Raw genomic sequence first — 21,256 nt, 5'->3', positions numbered from 1 at the left:
CACGCCCATGCGCACGTCAATCGGCAGTGATTGCAACCCCGGCCCACAGAACTCCAAGCACATGACCATCAGCTCGGCCCTGAAGGTCTTGAAGCAGTCGGAAGTAGATGTCCTTTCCGAGTATCCCTTTGGGCATCTCACCTGTCAGAATTATTTGGACGGTCTCCGGCACGACCACGCCCACATCTCACCTGACGCCACTGCCGGGAGCGTCGAGTAGATTCCGGCCATCGCGAAGCAGTTCAGCGCGCCCATCGTGGCGGCTTGGGTATCCGCAGCTAAATAAAACGTGTCGGGGAGAACCCATCCCTCCTCGGCCAGCACTTGATGCGAAAGGCCGTGTCTGCCGATGTCGTAGACGTTCTCTCTGGGCACGCCCAGCTTCTGTGCAAACCGCCTCGTTCGCTCCACATCGCCCGGCCATTTGACCGATTGGGGGAAATGGTCGAAAGGAGAAGACCGCTCTTGTTGGATCCCGTGCCTTGAGATTGTTCTCAAGCATCCAATCGTCGAAGAATAGGTCGATCATCGAGATGACATCGATCTTCGCTGTAACCACCTCTCCGACCGAAACTGCGTCTTTTTCCGAAGCTTTTGCGAGAAGCTTCTCCGTCATTGTTCTCGACATGCCCTCAGGTACCCCTTCTCATTTCGCCCTCCTTATGCGCCTATACTGGAACGATGTCGTGCCGGTAGCCCGCCTTATCGTAGGTCGCCTTCAGGACGACCCCGGAAACTTTCGCGATGACGACTTCGAAGTACTGGGTCGCGATGATCGAACCTTCCAGCAGGTGTCCGCACATCGTCCGCGTCGGGCTCGAGCCCGTGATATGGATATGGCAATATGGGGCTTCGTGTCCCACAAAACCTCCAGCACCGAAGCCTGTGTCGTGGCTGCTGCGAATCATTCCCGGCAGCTCTTCCGGCTTGACGGACTTATCTGGAACCCAGCCCATGCCGATGATGCCGTGCGCCGTGACCTCCAGGAACCCCTGGATGTTCTCGAATTCAACTCCCCAAGGAGTGTCCGGCTTTGTCGCAATTGCGTGCATCCTCAGGTTATGCATACAGCCGGTCGCGTCCAGAAGAATCCCTGTTTTGACATCGTTTTCCTTGCAGACGTCCCAGATGCCCCGAAGAAGATCTTCACCCTTCCCGAGTTGTGCGTAAATCACCTCCTCGATCTTCCCACTGAGCATAGGTCTTTTCTTCATACCGTTCGCTCGCATTTGATAGATCTCCTAAATGGTTGCTTGTTACTGAGGATCAGGTGCGGCATTGATTGTTGCTTTCCCGATCGAGAAATCCTCGATGGGCAGCAAGTGCCATTTGTTCAACAGCTGAACGTAAGTACCATCAGCGATCAGTTCCTCTAGCGCCTTCCTGAGCGACTCTCCAAACTCTTGCTTCTCGTTCAGAAATGCCATTCCGTACACCGCGCTGGGCATTGGTCTCGGAAGCGTCACGTAGATATCGCCCCCTGTCATATTTGCAAACGCGACCGACCCGGCTCCTGCCATGGCAAGGTCCACGCGGCCCTGCTTCAATTCCAGCTGTGCTGTCGGTGTTCCGCCATCGATATCGATCCTGACCATCGGAGGCAGCCCCACCTTAACACAAACCTCATTGTTCCACGTGTCGAGCGATTTAGCCGTTCCGAGATTGCCGCGGAACTGAGCAACCCGTTTTCCGCACATTGCGGCAGGGGTCTTGAATATTTCAGCGTTGGATTTGAGCGCGTAGAACGCGTACGGTTCTTTCACGAAGTCAATGAAGCTCACGCCAAGCGCACGCCTTTTGGAATGCCCCGTCATTATCGCTCCGCCATATATATCAATGCGCCCGGTCTTTAGCGAAGCGAAGGTCTCCAGGTCCTGATAGCTGTAAAAGATCCAATTGACCTTCCTGCCAATCTTGTTGGCCATGGCCTCGAATAAGTCTCGATTGAAGCCAGTAAATTCGCCAGACTGGATATCCTTATACGCAAACGGCGGTAAAGTCGTGATAGCCGCCGCATTGATGACGCCCTCGGAATTCTGCGCATATGCGGAGCTGACACAGAGACTCGCCGCGGCGAGCGCGCTCATGATAAGACGGATTGCGGTTTTGAAAAGCATTTGATCTCCTTCGTTTCGGTTGTGATGGCCGCTCAACTCAGCACGGCCGAGATGATTTCCGCGTTCGGGCCTTCGGGTTGGCGAGCTGTTGTCGGAAGCATGGCCTCAAACCTTCAGCCGCTAAAAGTCGAGAGGAAACGGTGCCGGCGCCACACTATTCACCACCGCCCCATTCAAAACATTCCGCCCCGCAATGAGGTCAAGCTCCAGAGATCGACCGACTCGGCAGCAGTTGTATGGCGACCAATCACGGGCACAGACCGTCATATGGAGTTATTGGCCGCCCGGCTCGTCTGACCAATTGAAGATCAGGCTCATCGCATTGAGGACGCGCTGCTTGCCGGCATAAGAGGCAATGCTGTTGTCGCGACAAGTTCAACGCCTCAGAAAGCGATGGTGAGATCTGACTTTCTAATCTGCCAAAGCTCCTCCTTGAGTAATGCTCGCGACGATTGATCTAGACACGCGGATACCGTCATCAAGTCAGAGGCGCCCTAAGACCGTAGAATTTGTAAGACAGAATTGAAGCGCAAACTAACTAAAAGCAGGTAGGGGCTTGCAGGAATCCTGCACTGTTTCGGACCTTGTCGCATGCCTCGGCAGAACACGACCAAATCCGTCATCGCCGCCGAGATGATCCGTCTTTGGTGATCGAAGGCATATTCGAGGCTGTAGCCCCAACGAATGCGCCGCCACCGGTCAGGCCAAGACCGCCGTTCATCGCGGAGCCGAAGCGGTGTCTTGAAGACCAGCTTACCGGCTCGCCCTCAAGCTCCAAGCTCGCCGGAGCTATTCTCTATGCCTGGCGCACTCCCGACCGGTTCTGAGCGACGAGCGACAAACCAGCGATTTTCGCTCTGTCGGCCGCTCCGGTGCGTTGGGTACTCGCCTGAAGCCGACATCATGATCGAAGGCATCTTCGGCATCCGGTAACCGGCCCCATAAGGGGGTTGAACAGGGTATCCGCAGTTCGCCGACGTTTATCTCACCGGCATCGACGAGATAAGCGCGGGATTCCCATCCGCGTGACAAAGGAAGATCGGTGCGTCCGTTCAGGAACGTGACGATTGGTACTATCTCCCTTCATCTTGTTCGTGCCGCCATGTCCAATTGAAGCCAGCTGTCGGAGAGTCGACAAGAACGGCGCCGCCACATCAGGCAACGTTGGAAGGTATCCGTCGTCGAGCAAAGCACGCATCAGATTGCGTGAGTGGCACGCGGATTGCTACGATGAGAAAGAGACCACAGCACGAGAGCAGTGGGGTCTTTCCTGACGAAAAGAAAAGAGATGACTGACGGCTTTATCGACCGATTACGCGAAGCACTCGGCCAGAGGTCGGTGCTGACCGGCGCGGACATCGAACCTCGCTATTGCCACGATTTGGCGGGTAACTCAGTCGCCCAGCCGCGCGCCGTAGTCCGCCCAAGCACGACAGAAGAGGTCTCGGCGGTGCTTCGGCTCTGTCACCGCGAAAAGGTGCCAGTGACGACGCAGGGCGGCATGACTGGGGTAGTGGGCGGCGCTCTGCCGAATGCGAATGAAATTGTGCTGTCGATGGAACTGATGAATGCGGTCGAGGAGGTGGACACCTCCTCAGGCGCGGCAGTGGTGCAGGCCGGCGCGCCGCTGCAAAAGGTACAGGAACGGGTCGAGCAGGAAGGCTACATGTTCCCACTCGATCTCGGCGCGCGCGGTAGCTGCACTATCGGCGGCAACATCTCGACAAATGCCGGCGGCAACCGCGTGATTCGGTACGGCATGGCCCGCGACCTGATCCTCGGCCTCGAAGTCGTTACCGCCGATGGCACGGTGCTGCAGGGCTTGCGCAAATACATCAAGAACAATACCGGCATCGATCTTAAGCAGCTTTTCATCGGCAGCGAGGGGATTCTCGGCGTGGTGACACGAGCCGCCTTGCGCATCTTTCCTGCCCCTACGGAGCGGCAAGTGGCGCTTTGCGCTCTGCCCTCCTTTGCACAAGTCATCTCAATCCTGGAGATGGCGCGAAGACATCTCGGCGGAGAACTGACCGCATTTGAGGTGATGTGGAATGAGTACTACCGCCTAACTGTCGAGCGCGTGAAGGGCGTGGTCGGGCCGCTGCCGATTCATCATTCCTTTTATGCTCTGATCGAGGCCTCCGGTGACGACGCTGATCGCATCCATGCTGATCTCGAGAAGCTGATCGAGACCTCAATGCGCACAAACATGATCCTTGACGCGACGCTCTCGACGTCGAATGCATCGGCAGCAACGATCTGGCGTGTCCGGGAATCTAGCTTGGAACTTTCCCGCACGTTTCCTTATGCCGCACGTATCGCCCTCGACGTCAGCCTCGCCATCGAGCGGATGGATGAATATGTGAAGGCAATCGGCGTGCGCATTAAGGCGATCGACCCCTGCGCATTCGCGATCGTCTTCGGTCACGCCGGTGATGGCAACCTACATATCAGCCTGCATCACGAGCACACGCCTGACAAGCGGGAGGATTTAGAGAAGCTTGCTTATCAGATCACCAGTGAGTTCGGCGGTTCGATCTCAGCTGAACACGGCATCGGCGTCGAGAAGCTGCGGTATCTCAAGATGAGTCGGACACAAGAGGAAATTGAAACGATGCGTATGCTTAAGCGCGCGCTCGATCCGAACAATATCCTGAACCCGGGACGAATTTTTCGAATGTAAGAAGATGCCCGGGCCACGCGGCGCATCTCAGTCGGAACCGATGAAAATCCGAGTCTCCCTTTGTCCAGAGAACGGCTGCGCCGCATTTGGACTCATTAGATCAATCAAACGCCCTCGGCGCTCAGCGCGGTGCGGTCCGGAGAGTGGCTGGAATTCGCGCGCAGGCGCTCCGGGGCGTGCGCCAGCAGGTTCCTGTGCTTGTGCACCGTGCAGTGCTGGACCGGCACAGCGTCCCAACGGCGGCGATGGCCTTGTCGAGCGCCGGCGCCCCGTCGAACGATGAGGAACTCGGGTCGAGCGAGCCCGCGCCGAATCAGATCGTCGAGAACACTGCGCCAGGGCTCGGCGCTCTCCCCCATGCTCTTGGTCGCCAGCAGCACTTTTTGCCCATTCGCGCGCATGCCAACGAGACGGACGTGGTCTTGCGGTCAAGCCGCACGCGCCCCACGGTGCCGTTGAGGATCAGGTGCACGATGGGCTCCTCCGGCAGCGAGCGGGCGTACCTGGCGTCCCAATCGTTCTTAACGCCGGATGATCGAGGTTGATCACTCGGAGACTACGCCCCTGATTTCCAACCAAGACTTCGCGATGGCACTCTCCGCGCTTGATGCAGTGGAGACAGCGCGAAGCATTGCTGCGAAATTCAACTGAGTTATAGATGTTGATATTAAGTCGTTCTTCGAACGATTCCTTGGCACCTGATCGAAAGATCCGTCGCCCGCCACACAGAACCGAGCTGGGCTCGTCTCTACATAAAAGCGTTGGCTGCAAGTGAACCGCCCCGGGATTGCCGGAGGCCATTTGGTTTAAGTTATGCCGCCATGGCGGGTTGTTCCAGCATGGCGTAGTAGCGTTGCTCGGCTTCGGCCGGTGGTATGTTGCCGATGGTCTCCAGGAGCCGCCGGTTGTTGAACCAGTCGACCCATTCCAGCGTCGCGAACTCGACGGCCTCGAAGCTGCGCCATGGCCCGCGCCGATGGATCACCTCGGCCTTGTAGAGGCCGTTGATGGTTTCGGCGAGAGCATTGTCATAGGAATCTCCGACGCTGCCGACAGAAGGCTCCACGCCTGCTTCAGGCCAGGCGCTCGGTGTACTTAATGGATACGTATTGGGCGGATTCAAACGGTCGTCGCAACACTCGGAGGTTGGAGGTTGCGATGAACATTGTAAGGCGCCGATCGGCGCGGTCAGGACGAGCCCCATTGCCATCGCCAGGACCGCCGTCTGTTGCAGGACGCGATGAACAGAACAACTTCTGGCGGGCGATTGCCGCGGGGCTAAGCAGCGAAGATGCTGCGCTGGAAGCCGGATTGTCACAACCTGTCGGAAGCAGATTATTCCGAAAGGCGGGCGGCATGCCACCAGCGATGTTCAGATCCTCGGCAAAACCGCTCTCCGGGCGGTACCTCTCATTGGTAGAGCGCGAGGAGATCGCACTTTTAAAGGTGCAGGGCCATTCCATGCACGAGATTGGACGTCGCCTGGGGCGGGCTGCTTCGACAGTCTCCCGTGAACTGCGGCGCAACGCGGCCACCCGCGGCGGCGGGTTGGAGTATCGGGCAACAACTGCCCAATGGCATGCGGATCGATCCGCCCGCCGGCCCAAGCCGACCAAGCTTGCGCTCAATGCAACCTTGCGCACTTATGTAGAGGAGAGACTTGCTGGCGGCGTCGTAGCCCCGAGTGGCGCGCTCGTTCCGGGTCCCGCCGTTCCGTGGAACGGCCGCCGGCATGGCCCGCGCAAGGATCGATGGGCCAAAGCCTGGAGCCCCGAGCAGATTGCCCGACGCTTGCCGATCGACTTCCCGGACGACAAGACGATGCGCATCAGCCACGAAGCTATCTATCAAGCTCTCTTCGTTCAGGGCCGTGGGGCGCTCCGCCGCGAGCTGACGGCCTGCTTGCGAACAGGGCGTGTATTACGAATGCCCAGAGTGCGCGTACGCAGGCGAGGCAAGGGCTTTGTCTCCCCGGAGATCATGATCAGTGAGCGCCCTGCTGAAGCTGCCGATCGAGCAGTGCCGGGACATTGGGAGGGAGACCTCATCCTCGGTCTTAGTAGCTCGGCAATCGGCACGCTGGTCGAGCGCACGACGCGCTTCACGATGCTATTGCACCTTCCTCGGTTGGCGGGGCATGGCGAAGCTCCGCGCGCGAAGAACGGACCTGCGCTCGCGGGACACGGGGCCGAAGCCGTGCGCGATGCGATCACGCGCACCATCATCACTTTGCCCGAAGAACTGCGTCGCTCGCTGACGTGGGACCAGGGGGCCGAAATGGCTCAGCATCATCGTCTCAAGATCGATGCGGGTATCCAGGCTACTTCTGCGACCCGCAAAGCCCTTGGCAGCGCGGCACTAACGAGAACACCAACGGGTTGCTGCGGCAGTACTTCCCGAAAGGCACAGACCTGAGCATCCACAGCGCCGACGAGATATCCGCTGTGGCAGCGGCCCTCAATGCCCGACCGAGAAAGACACTAGGCTGGAAAACGCCGGCGGAGGCGCTTGACGAATTGCTGTCATGAGTGAAAATAACTGGTGTTGCGACGACCGTTTGAATCCGCCTTGGCTGCCCCTGTCGCTGTGGTGCACGAGCCCGCTACGATGGACCGGCCGTCGATCATGCAGTGCCTGCTCCAGCGCATCGAGCACGAAGCCTGCATGCGCCGTGCGAGAGGCTCGCCAGCCCACGATCCTGCGGGCATAGGCGTCGATGACGAAGGCGACGTAGACGAAGACGGTCCAGGTCGCGACATAGGTGAAGTCGGAGAGCCAAAGGACGTTTGGCCTTGGCGCCTTGAACTGGCGGTTGACGTGATCCAGCGGGCATGGCGCAGCCTTGTCGCTGATCGTGGTCTTGACGGGTTTGCCGCGGATGACCCCTTGCAAACCCATATCCCGCATCAGTCGCGACACCGTGCAACGGGCAGCATCGAAGCCCTCACGTTTGAGCTGCCGCCAGACCTTGCGCGCGCCGTAGACGCGGAAGTTCTGATCGAAGACGCGCCGGACCTCGATCTTCAGCGCAACATCCTGCCTGGCGCGCGCCGACAGCCTGGCCGGATCCCGCCGCTTGGCCACATGGGCGTGATAGGTCGAGGGGGCGATCGGCAGGACCTTGCAGATCGGCTCGACCCCATGCGCCCCACGATGATCGTCGATGAAGGCGATCATGGCTTGGACCGGCGGTCGAGCTCCGCCATCGCAAAATAAGCGCTTGCCTTGCGCAGAATCTCGTTGGCCTGTCGAAGCTCCCGGTTCTCCCGCTCGAGCGCCTTCAGCTTCTCGGCCATGTCGGTCGGAACGCCGGCCCGCTGCCCGCTGTCGACTTCAGCTTTCTTGACCCAGTCATGCAGCGTCTGCGGCGTGCAGCCAATCTTGGCCGCAATCGAGGTCACCGCCGCCCAGCGCGAGGGATGCTCACTCGCGTGATCCAAAACCATCCGAACCGCACGCGCCCGGACCTCGGGCGAAAACTTGTTCGTTGTCTTGCTCGTCATGGCTCCACCTTCTCAAGAGTTGGAGCCTCCGGCAATCCCGGGGCGGTTCAAAGCTCCTGTGGAGAGAGAAGACAGACCTCTTGTGGAAAGAACACGCACAACCCGCAGAGTTGAGTGGCGAAGCTACTTGCCCCTATCTGCGAAGGACGAGTTGCGCTGTGCTCTCGATTGAGGCCGCTTAGCTGGCCCGCAACGGCAAGGTTTGGCATACGCTCCTGGAGTTCTGCGGGCTCGTCGGAAAACTGATCGTCGACGAGGATGGCGTCTATGATCCGCGCCATCTCAATGATCGCCTTCTGCTGGCGCCCGATGTCAGCCTACAAGGAAAGATAGGTGCGCGGGCAATACAAATATGTAAACAACAGCCACAACGGTCGAATAGAGTCAGCAAGGCACGGACGTTGATGCAGCGTTAAAATGTGAGTTGCGAACGAGAAAGAGATCATGCCCCAGACATTTCGAGAAGCTCGCTGGTATCGCTCGATGCTTTACGTCCCTGGAAACAAACTCGATTGGATGTTAAAGGCGCCCAAATATGGAGCGGATGCCCTGATGTTCGATCTCGAGGACTCGGTTGAGGTTACTCAGAAAGCAGGAGCCCGCAACGCGGTCGCGACAGCTATCAACGAGCTCGGCACCGGCCCCTTCGGGCGCTTCGTGAGGGTAAATGGGTGGCGGACAGGTTGTCTGCTAGACGATCTTAACGCGGTCGTAATCGATGGCCTCGACGGGGTCGCGCTGCCTAAGACTGAGGATCCGGAAGATATTGCCGCCCTGGACCTCGTGCTTGGGGAGTTGGAGAGGTCGCGAGGTCTGCCGGTCGGCCAAATCGAGATTTGTCCGCACGCGGAAAGCGCAGTGGGAAGGTACAAGATGTATCATCTCTGCACGGCATCCCTGCGAGTTAAACGAGCCGGCTGCTCTGGTGGCCCAACCCCAGGTGGAGACGGGGCTCGCTCGCTGGGCCTGCAGCTCAATGAATTGGACGATGAGGGGATCTGCTTTGGAGCCAATTCCGTGCTGCAGGCTCGCGCCGCCGGGATTATACACGTTGAAGGCGGCATGACTGGACGATTGGATGACCTTGAGTTGGTGCGGCGAATCGGCGAACGCTCGAGGCGTATGGGCGCGTCCTGGGCGTCGGCCGTCCACCCTAGCCATATCCCTGTCATCAACGAGGTCTACTCGCCATCGCAGGATGAGATCAATGAGGCATGTGACATAGTGTCCGTCCTCGCGGAGGCCACTGCCCACGGCGAGGCTGCGGTGCGGCACAAATCAATATTGCTGGACTATGCGAGTGTTCGGACTGCCATGGACGTCCTTAAGAAGGCTGAGACAGCTGGAATTAAAGTTGGCAACATTCCAAAAATCGAGCTGCCACCACTTTGAGCGTCTGACGATGGCCGACCGGGTTGAACTAGCTATTACGATCGAGGCGGGCAGAAGGCGTTGACAATAAAGGATAGCTTGGCTGCCTTTGGATCAGCCGGCTCTCGTTCGGAATGGCTAACTTCGCTCCTTCGATCTCACACCTAAGGTGAACCGCGCCCAAGCCAAACATCGATTGTCGTTTCACCTTCGCGAGTTCAGCCCCGCGGCTCCTTTACGATCGACTCCCACCACCCCTCGCTCGCGCGAAATTCATCAGCTCGCAAAGTCACCCCAACTGTACCGCTACAGTCGCAAGCCAGAACGTGAGTGCAATATCGCTTCAGCGAACGTTTTTTCTAGCAGCGCAAGACGCGCCCAGCCCTTTGCGGCCCATCGCGGCGATGACGTTTCGTTCATCGGCTCGCTTGACCACGACCGCTTCGCCAGCGGAGACACGCTTTTTTTCATCGATCTTTAAGCCTGGCGGCAAGCACTATCCGCTGGTGTCCTTGGCGTTCTGGTCGGTCCTCTTATAATCTTCCGCCCCTGCAAGAGGCGGATCTTATTATCCGGTCTGAACGCCCACCAACCAGAACGGCACCGACAGCTAGCGACAAGTTCCCGCGAATGCCGCATTGCGTCGCCAGAAGTGTTCCGTTTGCGAACAGGCTGACATACTCTTCACGCGCTGTCGCCCCTATCGCAAGAACGGTCCGGCCTTTGTTGAGCAGAAGAACGGCGCCGCGGTCCCGAATGGTCGGCTAGGAGCTTGTCTCGGTAATGGACTTTGGATCAAGCGAATTGCGTTCTGAGCGATTTTTTGGAAGAGGCAAGTCTCTCCTCAGAGTGCGGCTACGAGTTTTGCGAGGTTGTGGGCGGTGCAGATCATGGCCCATTCGGCTTTGACCTTGTCTATGCTGCGCAGGAGGGACTGGCGGAAGCCTCTTGCCTGCTTGATCTGGCCGAAGAAGGGCTCGACGATCTGTTTTCGCAATCGATACCGGCTTCGATAGCCTGCGCGCTTGAGCTTCGTGCTCATTTGAGCGTGCCAGATTTGAGTTTCCTTTTCGTCGTGGCCGCCTTGGTGCCGTGCTTTTGCCGTCCGGTGGCGACGTAGCCCTCGATCCGGCGTCGGATGAGCGTGCGAAGATTACATTGCGAGCAATAGCTCGCATCGGCCGACGCTTCGTCCGGGTTCTTCCCGAGATTGGCTTTTATGGCATCGAGCAATGGCGCAAGCTGCGCCTGATCGCTCGGCGAGTTGGTCAGCGTGTGCGCCACGATGATCCGATGGGCGCCATCAACGGCGGCCTGTGCGTTGTAGCCCTGGATGAAGCCGTTTTGGTCGGCATCACGCGGCTGTCGAGATCGGTAAAGTTGCGTTGTGCCTTGTCGCTCGGCTCTGCCGTGACGGGCTTGGACTTGCGTCCCGGCCGGCCCTTGCCTCCGTCGCCGGAGCCGTCGTCGTCCGGCTTCGCGGGGGCAGCAGCCTTGGCTTCGGCTTCCAGCGCGCCTTGGCGGCACGGATCTTCTCGAGCCGCTTCTCTCTATTAGCCATCCAGTCCGGCATCTCGTTGCCGCGCTTCAAGGCACCGAACTGGCGGTCCTCGGCCTTGTCGGTCTGGGCGGCTTCGGCGAACCAGCGTTGGACTTCCGCTGCAAGCCTCGGCTCGGCCTCTTTCATCCGGCCATAGCTCATCGCTTTGTTGATCCCGGCATTGGCCTTGATCTTGGTGCCGTCGAGCGCCACATGGCCAAGCTTCACAAGGCCGGCCTCCCGGCACAGCGTCAAGACTTGCCGGAACAGGCCCGATAACGCTGCGAGATGGCGTTTGCGGAACTCGCTGATCGTGCGGAAGTCTGGAGGTTGCATCCCCGTTACCGCCGCAAAATCCAGTCGCTCCTCGCAGCCCCGCGCGATCTTGCGCGACGAGTAAACCCCTTGGCTGTACGCATAAAGCAGCAGCGCCACCATCATGCCAGGATGATAGGGCGGAAAGCCGCGCTCCTCGTCGTAGACATCCATGATCGCCGACAGGTCCGAACCGGTGCGAACCGTGTCGCGGACAAAGTGCGCCACGTGCCCGGAAGGCACCACATCCTGGATCGACGGCGGCAGCAGCCAAACCTGATCAACGTCCCACGGACGAAATGTCTTGCTCATCCATCGTTTGAATCACGGACACGCGCTCCATCGCACTCCTTTCGTATCAATTTGAGCTCTGGAAAAAGCTCACGACAAGCGGGCCGAACGGTAAACCTGCGCCAAGAAACGCTCCGAGCCCCTCGAATCGACGCTAGGAGCCTGTCTGAGCAATCTGATTTTTCTCGACGAAGCACAAGCATCACAAAACGTATAGCGCCCCCGCGACCCCACATCAGCGGCTGGTTGCCGATGACCTGCACCGAATTTTCATCCAGCGGCAGTTAGAGTCTCGGGGTTTTGTACACCAAGTGGCGCGGGTGGAGCAACGGACGATCGGCGGAGCTGGTCGGGGTTGGGTAGCCGATCGTCCGTTGCGGTGAGGTGGGCCCCGTAGGCCGCGGGGTTAGGTATTTCAGAGACGAGTGGGGGCGCTGGAGATTGTAGTCGGCGACCCAGGCCGCGGTCTTGGCGCGGGCGTCGTCGAGATCGAAGAACAGGGTGTCATTGAGCAGCTCATCGCGCATCCGACCGTTGAAACTCTCGACGAAGCCGTTTTGCATCGGCTTTCCCGGTGTGATGAAGTGCCAATCGATGACTGAGTCCTTGCACCAGGCGAGCATGGCGTTGCAGGTGAACTCGGTGCCATGGTCGGATACGATCATTCCTGGTTTGCCGCGTCGCTCGATGATTGCCAGAGCCGGCTCCGGAAATCTGCACAGGACGTTAAGTGGAGTTTCTGCCTGACGACGGGCACGATAGGCCCGCGAATCAGGAGAGACGATGAGCAGACGAGCGCGCCGGAATCACTCACCGGCCTTCAAGGCGAAGGTGGCTCTGGCCGCCGTCAAAGCCGATCGGACCATAGCCCAACTGGCCGAGCATTTTGACGTTCACCCCAATCAGATTACGGCGTGGAAATCGCAGCTTGAGGGCAATGCTTCCGGGATTTTCGGACCAGGGGGCAGGCCGCTGGCTGCGCCTGCAGTCGATGTGAAGTCGCTGCATGCCAAGATCGGAGAGCTGACGCTGGCGGCCGTTTCTATCCCACAGGGGAGCGCAGCGCCGCGCATAGTTTTTTAGAAGGAGCGCTCACCAAGGCGGGATTGCTGAGCGCAAAGCGATGATCGACCGTGGACACGATCTGTCGATCACCAGGCAGGCGGAAGTTTTGAAGATCAGCCGCGGCAGCGTTTATTATCTGCCGCGTCTGGTGTCGTCTGCCGACCTCGCGATCATGCAGCGGCTCGACCGGCTGCATCTGGAGTTTCCTTTCGCCGGTTCGCGCATGTTGCGAGGCCTGCTGGCTGCCGAGGGGAGCAAGATCGGCCGCCGGCATGTGAAGACGCTGATGCGGCGGATGGGGATAGAGGCGCTCTATCGCCGTCCGCGCACCACCAAGCCCGAGCCGGGCCACAAGATCTATCCGTATCTGCTGCGCGGTCTGGCGATCGAGCGGGCCAATCAGGTGTGGGCGATGGAATCACCTACATCCCGATGGCACGTGGCTTCGTCTATCTCGCCGCAGTGCTCGACTTTGCGACCCGCCGTGTGCTGTCGTGGCGACTGTCGATCACCATGGAGGCGGCGTTCTGCGTCGAGACGCTGGAGGACGCGATGATCCGTCACGGCAAGCCGGAGATCTTCAACACCGACCAGGGCAGCCAGTTCACCGGGGCGGCCTTCACCGGTGTCCTCGCCAGCCACGGCATCGCGATCAGCATGGACGGCAAGGGCGCCTGGCGGGACAACGTCTTCGTCGAGCGGCTATGGCGCAGCGTTAAATACGAGGAGGTCTATCTGCGAGCCTACGAAACCGTCGGCGAGGCGCGACATTCGATCGGCCGGTAGCTCGACTTCTACAATCGCGCATCAGAACACCCATCTATCTATGTTGTTGAAGTGAAGAGGCTTTGCTGATCGGGATGCGATCCCGTGGGGTATTTGGGGTTCAGCCGTGCCCGTTCGGTGATGGATTTGGCAGCGGACATTGTGAGAGCGGCGCGGGCGAAGATCCACGGACCATCCGACAGAGGATGGATGGCATCGATCTCGCCGGCTTCAGCGGCCAGCCGAAGCGTCTTGGGCGCGATCTTCAGGAGCTTTGCGGCGTTGCCAAGGTTGAGCCAGGGTTCGGTTCCGTCCTCGGCGGGCTTGAACACCGCGATGTGGTAGTTCGAGCGCATTGATGTGACGCGCTCGCGGGTCCAGCGATTGCCGTTGCCGGTCTTGAGGCCGTTGCGGTTGAGGATGCCGGCAATCAGGTCATCGCTGGCGATCAGCACCAGTTGACGCACGGCTTGGATGATATCGGCAGAGGTGCTGTTGCGCTGTCCGCGCCGGCGCTTGGGCAAGCGCAACTCGCTGTGGGCGCCACCCACCCAGTGGACGATGAGAACGATCTCGGAGGCCGCGTCGTGGATATCGGCCACGACCTCATGGATGAGGGTGCGCACAATGCGCTTCTTGAGGCGAGCATCCGTCGTCGGCGCATCCCAGACCGTTTTGAGGTTCGATGCCAGAACGCCGAGCGAAGCTGGATCAGCAATGGGGGCGGGCGTCGCCGCATCATGCATAGCGATCTTGCCCTCGACCTCCACCGCGTGAGCGAGCGCCCTGTTCCAGCGCGCTTCCAGCTCACTCGCCACCAGCCGGTTCGCGGGGTCAGCGGCATCGTATTGCCGGAAGGCCCGGTCGGCGGCATAGCGCGCCGCTTCGAGATCACGACTGAGAGCATCGCGCACCTGATCCCGCCGTTCCCCGGCTTCCTTGGCGCCCGCGGTTGCAGCGGCGATAGCGCCCGGACCAACGACGCCAAGCAGTGCTTCTTCGATTGCATCATCGACGCGCAATCCGCCGAAGGCGATGCAGTGAGGGCCGCCATTGTCCATCCAGGCGCGGCTGCAGCTGTAGCGCGGGATATGGTGCTTCATGCCGGAGTACCGGAGTGTGAGCTTGCGGCCGCAGCGCTTGCACCGGATCAGACCGGCCAGCAGCGCGTCACCATGCTTGGGCGCGCCGTGATGCCGACCGGTGGGAACGTTGCTGCTGACCATGGTGCGGATCGCCTCGAACCTCTCCCAGCTGACGTACCCTTCGTGGGTGTTGGGCTTCAGCGCCAGCCATTCGTTCCGCGCCATGCGGCGGAGCTTCACGCTCACGCCCTCGGCGCTGTATCCCGCCGCCACAGCCGTCTTACCATAAGCATAGGCGCCGCCGTAGACCGGGTTCTCAATGATCCGGTGGATGGCGGAGTAACTCGGTCGCCGCCAGGCCGTGTCGCCGTTGGTCTGCTTCACCGGCAGATCGAGATTGTACTCGTGGAGCCAGCAGAGCGCCTGTCGCGCGCTGCCCAGTTCCTCGACCTTGTCGAACACCAGCTTGATCGCTTCCTGGACACGCCGATCCGGATCTTTCTCATAACGGTCGCCGGCCTTCACGAAGCCGACCGGCGCTGCCACCACCAACTCGCCCCGGCGCGCCTTCTCGTGGCGGGCCGAGAGCGAGCGCTGGCGCAACAGATCCAGCTCGTACTCGTTGAGGCTGCCCTTGAGCCCGAGCAGCAGGCGGTCGTTGCCGTGCCTCGGCGCATAGATGGTCTCCTGATCGACCAGAACGGTATCGACCACGCGGCACATCTCGATGAGTTGCTGCCAGTCCCGGCTGTTGCGAGCGAAGCGCGAGACCTCGCGGGCGCAAACCGCACCAACCTTACCGAGGCAAACCTCCGCTACCATCCGCTCAAAGCCAGCGCGTTGGACGCCGCCGGCAGCTGAACGGCCGAGATCATCATCGATCACTTCGATCTCTGACCACCCGAGCGCCGTCAGCCGATCCCACATGGCGTATTGTAACGCGCTGCTCTCGCGATTGTGCAATACTTGATGGGCTGAGGATTGGCGCACGTAAAGAATCGCCTTGCGCTCCAGATGATGAGGCCTGACCTTGTCAGAGATCATGATCCACCTCCTTCGCGCGCGGCGTCGCTGTCGTCGCGGCATGATCGAGGATCAACTGCGTCATCAGGCTCATGAGAGCTGCCCGGGCCTCCGCCGGCAGTTCCAGCCATGCGGGTGCGCCGAGGGCGCCGTTCGGCAGGCCGCTCCCGAACAGATCCATCTGCTGCGGCCGTGGTTGTCGATTGTGTCGGTATGCGTTCCCTGGCATTGCCGTCTGTCGTGGCATCGGTCTCTCCCCGATTCTGGTCGTGAGAAGCTCTGGGTGCGCCAGAAAGCAGGGCAGCTGATGGCGTTCGATCCTTCAACGCCAGATCGAGAAGCGCAGAAAGCGCTGCAAGTGCGTCAATGCTGACAAACGGCTGAGCTGTCAAAAGCTCGGGGTCAGGGCGTACCGTCCGGTCGAACATCCATGCCGGTACTTCAATCCAACGATCTGCTTGCGACCCGTCCAGCGTGCAGCGAAAAACGATATCACCGGCCTTGTCGACGGCCCCATCAACGCAAACTCGGCGACCAAACCAAGGATGATACCGATAAAGAACCTCGCGAAGAACGGTCCTGTGGGCGTTCTCAAACCTTGTTGTACAATCGCCGCCGTCCCCATTCGAGCCTTGACGACACGATCGGGGACCTTCCCTCACTTTCTGCGCAGCTTTGCGATCAACTGCTGAGTCACTTTCTTCTCCTTTCAGCAGATCTCCGCAACACACCGGCAACATGAATGAGATCACGATGGCTGATCGCCACGATTCCTGAGCTCCTCCTTGAATGCCGCGGGTCTATCAAGACGGCCACGGCTCGCAACGGCGCCACAGCTGGATGCTCTTTGAAAACCTAAAGGTGACTTCATCACGGTCGCCTGCAGGCCCCGCTGACTGCAGCCTCGGCCAAGCAGCTGTTGGCTTCGCCTGACATCTCAAGCAGACTTCTGTCCATCTGGCGGAAGCTCCTACAACCGCTCATGCCCATCGCAATATCGAGTTCGCGCCGCAGCATCCCGATCGTTTGGCTCGCGCCGGCCATTCCGCCGACCGCGGTGCCATACAGCAGAATTCGACCAAGCATCACCGCCTTAGCTCCAATTGCAAGGAGCTTGAGGATATCACTGCCCCGCTGGACTCCACTGTCAGAAATCACTGTCATCCGCTCGCCGACTGCGTCAACAATTCCCGCCAGCACCTCGATCGGCGCTACAGCGCTGTCCAGGTTGCGCCCGCCGTGATTTGAGACGACGATGCCGTCGGCACCCAGTTTCGCCGCGACGATCGCGTCATCCACGCGGAGGAATCCCTTTAGTACAAGATTGCCTTTCCAGAGATCGCGCAGCCGGCGGATATGTTCCCAGCTTATATCGAGGTCGTAACGCAGGGCCCTACTCTTGGCCAAGATGCTGGTACGATACCCGTCCGGATAGTTCGCGAACGATGGAACGTGGCCCGTTGCCAGATAGCGCGCAAAGACGCCGAGCGCCCAACGCGGATGGAGGGCTACATCGCATATGTTGCGTCCGGAAAATTTCAAGGGCATGCCGAAGCCATTGCGGGTATTGTATTCCCGGTTGGCAGCGACGGCATTGTCGCATGTCACCACCAGTGTCCGCACGCCGGCATTCCAAGTGTGCTGAAGCAGGTCCCTCGTGAACTCCTCCATTTCCCATAGATAGAGCTGAAACCAAATCGGAGCTGTGGCCGACGCCGCGATCTCCTCCACAGAGGAGATTGCTTCCGTTGCGGCACAAAACGGCATCCCGTTAGCGCCGGCGGCTATGGCCAGTTCGATCTCACCTTTATGCCACACAAGACCAGCAAGAGCGGTTGGTGCAACGATCATTGGCGTGGCATAAGTTTCGCCGAAGAGCGAGATAGATTGGCTGCGAGCGCGGCCGCCCGTCAGCACCCGCGGCCTGATCCGCACCGCGTCCAAGGCACGCCGGTTGCGTTGAAGCGCATTCTCATCCTCGGTGCCTCTGTCGATGTATTGAAAGAGACCGCGCGGCAGCCTGCGTTTGGCGAGTCGTCGAAGCTCACTATAGTTTAGGAAATCGCTCATGTGGTTCAGGCTCTGCCTTCAATGCGACGCCAGATGTCGTTGAATCTGCATGTTGCCGTCGCCTAGTCGGAACGACGGCGTAAGTTGGGAATTTTACGTCGAATAGCGCAGAAATTTAGCAATTTCTTGTCTCTTATCCGAAATTCGGACACTTGTGCCCACAAGATCCCATGATTGACGAGCTGACTAACGGGCGGATTCGCGGCCCCAACTCTCGAATCGATCCAGCTCTGCCGCTCGCGAGCGGCCAGTGCCCGGCTCCAGCCGTGTATCTGAGAACCGGAAGCAAAGAACCTACTCACCATAATAGTTCTCCGTGCCTCAGAGTTAGGCATGTGCCAATTAGGGCCTTGGAGTGGTACTGCGGCGCGAGCTCTGGCGGAGCCCGGACCGAATCTTGCGCGACCATCAATGTCTGGCGAGAAGCCGCCCGATCTGCCAAAGTTGAGGACTTACCCGTCTGGACCCTAGTGCCGATTTGGCAGTCCGATCACCCCTACCTGGCTTTCGCGAGCTCTCCTTCGGAGAGCATCTTCGTACCGATGACACCCTCCCTGACTAATAGTGCGATCTCGCAGTCGGAGAGGCCGAGAAGCCCCGTTAGGATCTCCCTGTTATGCTCTCCGAGTGTCGGCGCCCCCCTGCAGATCGCATATGGTCTTGTACCTTCGCGAATTGGCATCGATGGCTGCGGATGCACGCCTATGAAGGCGCGTTCGACTTCCTGCAGAAATGCACGCGACCGAAGATGCTCGTCATTGAGCAGGTCAATTGGCAGTCGTGCCACGCCGGCGGCAACCTTTACGCCCTGCAACTGGTACATGGCTTCATCCACATCGCGGCTGAGCGTCCAAGCTGCGATTTCTGTTTCGATGAGATCCTCAATCGCTCGGCGCGCCTCCTCAGATTTCAGCGAGGCATCCTCCGCCCAGTCAGGCCGCCTAATAAGCAATGCAAGTCTGTGCCACATGCCCGCGTCGGTCGCCGCTATCACGAGCCAGCTATTCTCGCCCGCACATCGGAAGCAACCGTGCGGCACAAACTGTGGATGCCGATTGCCATATCTTGGCGTCGTAACGCCGACCGCGTGGGCGGTAATCCATGGCGCTGCGAAAGGCATCATGCATTCGATCTGCGCAAGATCAATGAACTGTCCCTGCCCGGTTTTACGGGCGTGAAGCAGAGCGACCAGCACTGCAGCGCAGCCATTCAAGCCACCAACGGGATCTCCAAACGCGGTGTGGGTCATCACGGGAGGTCCATCAGGGTTTCCGATCAGGCCCGGTAGCCCCGATCCCTGCTCGAGAGTCGAGCCGTAGGCCCGGCAATCGCGATGGACGCTGTTGGTACCAAAGGCTGACATCGACATCATCACGAGCCGCGGGTTGAGCGTTCTGAGCACGTCATAGCCAAGCCCGAGCTTCGGCAGCACGTCGACTGAATAGTTGTCGACGACGATATCGGCTCCCGCTACAAGCCGTTTAGCAAGAGCGAGGCCTTGGGGGCGCTTCAGGTCGAGTGTGATACCGCGCTTGTTGCGGTTTAAGATGCAAAAGCGTACCGTCTTTTCGTACATCTGACCGTCGACGTAAGCAGCCCGCCGGTCAACGCCGCGAAACCAATCCGGATATTGGATGGCCTCGATCTTGATGACGTCCGCGCCCAAATCAGCCAGTGTGCGGGTACACAATGGACCCGCCCAGCCCATCGAGAAGTCAATGACGCGAATCCCATTCAACGGCGGCCGCTTGGCGTTGACGACGCCGGACGACGCCGAGCTAGTGCCGGTGAGGTGCCTTTGCGTATTCGCGAAAGCCTGCTGCTCGCCAGGAGCCGGAACCTTTCCGCCCTGGCGGGGCGGTGTCACTGTCAGCCGCTGCATCGAACCAGCCGTTAGGCGCTCTTCTCTACCCAGCACCACGGGCACGATTGCGCCACGCGCCCTCTTCTCCGCGTCTTGGAGCAGATCAGTTATTTCAGGCACTGGCACGATCGGAATTTTCCGTTTCAGTCCCTCCTCAAACCACTCCGGCGCTGTCCGCGTTTTCAGCCTCGGCACAATGTGCGCATCGATCTGATCCATGTGCTGCAGGCGGTCTTCGCCTAGGACCAGAGCCGGATCATCCAGCAATTCAGACAAACAGAGCATGTCGCAGAATGCGCGCCACTGATCTGGAGTATGCAAGGTGACGCCGAGCCAACCTTTTTTGGTTTCGTAAATACCGATGGGAAAGCTCGGCCAGAAGCGGTTAATACCAAGTCGGGGCATAACGTCGCCGCGCGCAAACGCCTCACACGTGAGATACTCAGTCAAAGCGAGGGTCGATTCGAAAATACTGAGCGACCACGACCGTCCTGTCCCACCCTCTATTCGCGCAAGTTCGGAAGAAGCAGCGGCGATGAACCCCCAAAGGCCGGCGAGGATACCCGTCTGGAAATCCGGTGCGAGCAACGGCGGGCCATCGACGGGGCCGACCAGTTTGATGACGCCAGCGAGTGCGCGAACTGTCGAATCCGTTGCGGCGAATCCTGCATAGGGGCCCTCCCCACCGAACCAACTCGCTTCGAGGTAGATCAACCCGGGGCGCCGCTTGCGGATCGCTGCGACGTCAATCGACGGACAACCCGAAAAGTCGACATCACGGCCATCGAGCAAAATATTGCAGTCCTCGATCAACGTTGTCAGCCGTATGACCGCGTCCGAGTCGTTGCTATCGATGATGACGCTCGACTTGTTGAAGTTCATGAATCCAAACCACGCGCTCTGACCGCTGGGCGTAAGCGGCGCGCCTTGGCGAAGTGGATCGCCTGATGGCGGCTCGACCTTCCGAACATCGGCTCCGAAATCGGCAAATAACCGTGCACAATAACTGATTCCTGCCGAGCTTCCGATCTCGACAACCCGCAGATGCGAAAACACTCCGGGCGAGGACACTATTTTTTCGTCCATGCAAATACTCCTGAAATCGTCGGCTCTGAGCCTGTCGGCGCGCCAGCAGGGCGAGACGAGTGCAGACCACTTCATCTACGGCCACGTCTTGGCTGGCGTCGATGATCCTGCCGATCCTGAACACCGAGACAACAGATACGGATTTGCGGTTGGCATAGGCAGCAACGATCCGCCGATGATTGTCGAGAGCCGGGTCGGAGCATCCCACGAAATCGATTATCTCCGGTCGTTAAGCGGGCCGCTGCCCCAAGCACGGCGCTGGACACTCGTGGGACCTGCCCCGCAAGCAGCATCGAAATGCGCCCTGCTCTCGTTGATGAGATAAGCGGTGTTCGAAAAGCGTCCGGATGGTTAGAGAAAGGATGATCCGCCGCTGCATTCGTAATCAGCCCTGATCTGCGAAGAATATGCACCCAACCGCTCACATGTGTCGGCACGAAAGCATACGTGCCGAACTGAAAGTTTATTTACAGATCTT

9 protein-coding genes, 6 pseudogenes and 1 other annotated feature are annotated in these 21,256 nt (G+C 59.5%); of the genes and pseudogenes, 4 read left to right on the top strand and 11 right to left on the bottom strand.

Annotation, left to right across the window (positions count from 1 at the left end):
* Positions 1-668 precede the first annotated feature (668 nt).
* Both IVB26_RS06845 and IVB26_RS06840 read right to left on the bottom strand, forming a co-directional pair.
* A complete protein-coding gene (locus IVB26_RS06845; protein ID WP_247971071.1) occupies positions 669-1,229 on the bottom strand; it encodes a PCC domain-containing protein in 561 nt (186 codons plus the stop codon).
* A gap of 27 nt (positions 1,230-1,256) precedes the next feature.
* A complete protein-coding gene (locus IVB26_RS06840; RefSeq protein ID WP_247971070.1) occupies positions 1,257-2,117 on the bottom strand; it encodes a transporter substrate-binding domain-containing protein in 861 nt (286 codons plus the stop codon).
* Between the two features lie 1,288 nt (positions 2,118-3,405).
* Between IVB26_RS06840 and IVB26_RS06835 the strand changes: the two genes are divergently transcribed.
* The gene (locus IVB26_RS06835; protein ID WP_247971069.1) at positions 3,406-4,800 is read left to right on the top strand and encodes an FAD-binding oxidoreductase; all 1,395 of its coding nucleotides are present in this window, start codon (positions 3,406-3,408) and stop codon (positions 4,798-4,800) included.
* Between the two features lie 104 nt (positions 4,801-4,904).
* Here the strand turns inward: IVB26_RS06835 and IVB26_RS06830 are convergent, their stop codons facing one another.
* Both IVB26_RS06830 and IVB26_RS06825 read right to left on the bottom strand, forming a co-directional pair.
* The gene (locus tag IVB26_RS06830) at positions 4,905-5,180 is read right to left on the bottom strand and encodes a transposase (protein WP_247971068.1); all 276 of its coding nucleotides are present in this window, start codon (positions 5,178-5,180) and stop codon (positions 4,905-4,907) included.
* 431 nt (positions 5,181-5,611) lie between these two features.
* Positions 5,612-5,915 (bottom strand): annotated as a pseudogene (locus tag IVB26_RS06825) (integrase core domain-containing protein); the annotation flags it as partial.
* Between the two features lie 43 nt (positions 5,916-5,958).
* On the opposite strand from IVB26_RS06825, the pseudogene IVB26_RS06820 reads away from it, so the two are divergent.
* Positions 5,959-7,328, top strand: a pseudogene (locus IVB26_RS06820) (IS30 family transposase).
* Positions 7,329-7,368: 40 nt separating this feature from the next.
* Here IVB26_RS06820 and IVB26_RS06815 read toward each other — a convergent pair.
* Positions 7,369-8,303, bottom strand: a pseudogene (locus IVB26_RS06815) (IS3 family transposase); the annotation flags it as partial.
* Positions 7,903-8,019: a sequence feature (AL1L pseudoknot), on the bottom strand. It overlaps the preceding pseudogene by 117 nt.
* A gap of 444 nt (positions 8,304-8,747) precedes the next feature.
* Here IVB26_RS06815 and IVB26_RS06810 point away from each other — a divergent pair.
* A complete protein-coding gene (locus IVB26_RS06810) occupies positions 8,748-9,695 on the top strand; it encodes an HpcH/HpaI aldolase/citrate lyase family protein (RefSeq protein WP_247971067.1) in 948 nt (315 codons plus the stop codon).
* Positions 9,696-10,518: 823 nt separating this feature from the next.
* Here IVB26_RS06810 and IVB26_RS42915 read toward each other — a convergent pair.
* Positions 10,519-11,841: pseudogene (locus IVB26_RS42915) on the bottom strand (IS1182 family transposase).
* Between the two features lie 249 nt (positions 11,842-12,090).
* Positions 12,091-12,515: pseudogene (locus tag IVB26_RS06795) on the bottom strand (integrase core domain-containing protein); the annotation flags it as partial.
* A gap of 88 nt (positions 12,516-12,603) precedes the next feature.
* On the opposite strand from IVB26_RS06795, the pseudogene IVB26_RS06790 reads away from it, so the two are divergent.
* Positions 12,604-13,668 (top strand): annotated as a pseudogene (locus tag IVB26_RS06790) (IS3 family transposase); the annotation flags it as partial.
* A gap of 41 nt (positions 13,669-13,709) precedes the next feature.
* Here the strand turns inward: IVB26_RS06790 and IVB26_RS06785 are convergent.
* From IVB26_RS06785 to IVB26_RS06770, 4 genes are all read right to left on the bottom strand, one after another.
* Positions 13,710-15,821 carry a recombinase family protein gene (locus IVB26_RS06785; protein ID WP_247971065.1) on the bottom strand — a complete coding sequence of 704 codons (2,112 nt, stop codon included), beginning with the start codon at positions 15,819-15,821 and terminating at the stop codon, positions 13,710-13,712.
* A complete protein-coding gene (locus tag IVB26_RS06780; protein ID WP_247389130.1) occupies positions 15,769-15,939 on the bottom strand; it encodes a hypothetical protein in 171 nt (56 codons plus the stop codon). The genes IVB26_RS06785 and IVB26_RS06780 overlap by 53 nt, the downstream gene beginning before the upstream one ends.
* 689 nt (positions 15,940-16,628) lie before the next feature.
* Positions 16,629-17,828, bottom strand: coding sequence for an alpha-hydroxy acid oxidase (locus IVB26_RS06775; RefSeq protein WP_247971064.1), 1,200 nt, complete (start codon positions 17,826-17,828; stop codon positions 16,629-16,631).
* Between the two features lie 496 nt (positions 17,829-18,324).
* Positions 18,325-20,778 carry a CaiB/BaiF CoA-transferase family protein gene (locus tag IVB26_RS06770; protein WP_247971063.1) on the bottom strand — a complete coding sequence of 818 codons (2,454 nt, stop codon included), beginning with the start codon at positions 20,776-20,778 and terminating at the stop codon, positions 18,325-18,327.
* Between the last annotated feature and the right edge of the window lie 478 nt (positions 20,779-21,256).

The sequence above is a fragment of the Bradyrhizobium sp. 195 genome, assembly GCF_023101665.1.
Lineage (GTDB): Bacteria > Pseudomonadota > Alphaproteobacteria > Rhizobiales > Xanthobacteraceae > Bradyrhizobium.
The sequence above is the reverse complement of the archived record's forward strand: the minus strand, read 5'-3'. Positions and strand labels throughout refer to the sequence as shown.

Excerpts from the sequence above, each read along its gene's own strand:
- IVB26_RS06835 (WP_247971069.1), top strand. The coding sequence starts at position 3,406 with ATGACTGACGGCTTTATCGACCGATTACGCGAAGCACTCGGCCAGAGG.
- IVB26_RS06775 (WP_247971064.1), bottom strand. The coding sequence starts at position 17,828 with ATGAGCGATTTCCTAAACTATAGTGAGCTTCGACGACTCGCCAAACGC.
- IVB26_RS06810 (WP_247971067.1), top strand. The coding sequence starts at position 8,748 with ATGCCCCAGACATTTCGAGAAGCTCGCTGGTATCGCTCGATGCTTTAC.
- IVB26_RS06845 (WP_247971071.1), bottom strand. The coding sequence starts at position 1,229 with ATGCGAGCGAACGGTATGAAGAAAAGACCTATGCTCAGTGGGAAGATC.
- IVB26_RS06770 (WP_247971063.1), bottom strand. The coding sequence starts at position 20,778 with ATGGACGAAAAAATAGTGTCCTCGCCCGGAGTGTTTTCGCATCTGCGG.
- IVB26_RS06840 (WP_247971070.1), bottom strand. The coding sequence starts at position 2,117 with ATGCTTTTCAAAACCGCAATCCGTCTTATCATGAGCGCGCTCGCCGCG.
- IVB26_RS06780 (WP_247389130.1), bottom strand. The coding sequence starts at position 15,939 with ATGGATCTGTTCGGGAGCGGCCTGCCGAACGGCGCCCTCGGCGCACCC.
- IVB26_RS06785 (WP_247971065.1), bottom strand. The coding sequence starts at position 15,821 with ATGCCGCGACGACAGCGACGCCGCGCGCGAAGGAGGTGGATCATGATC.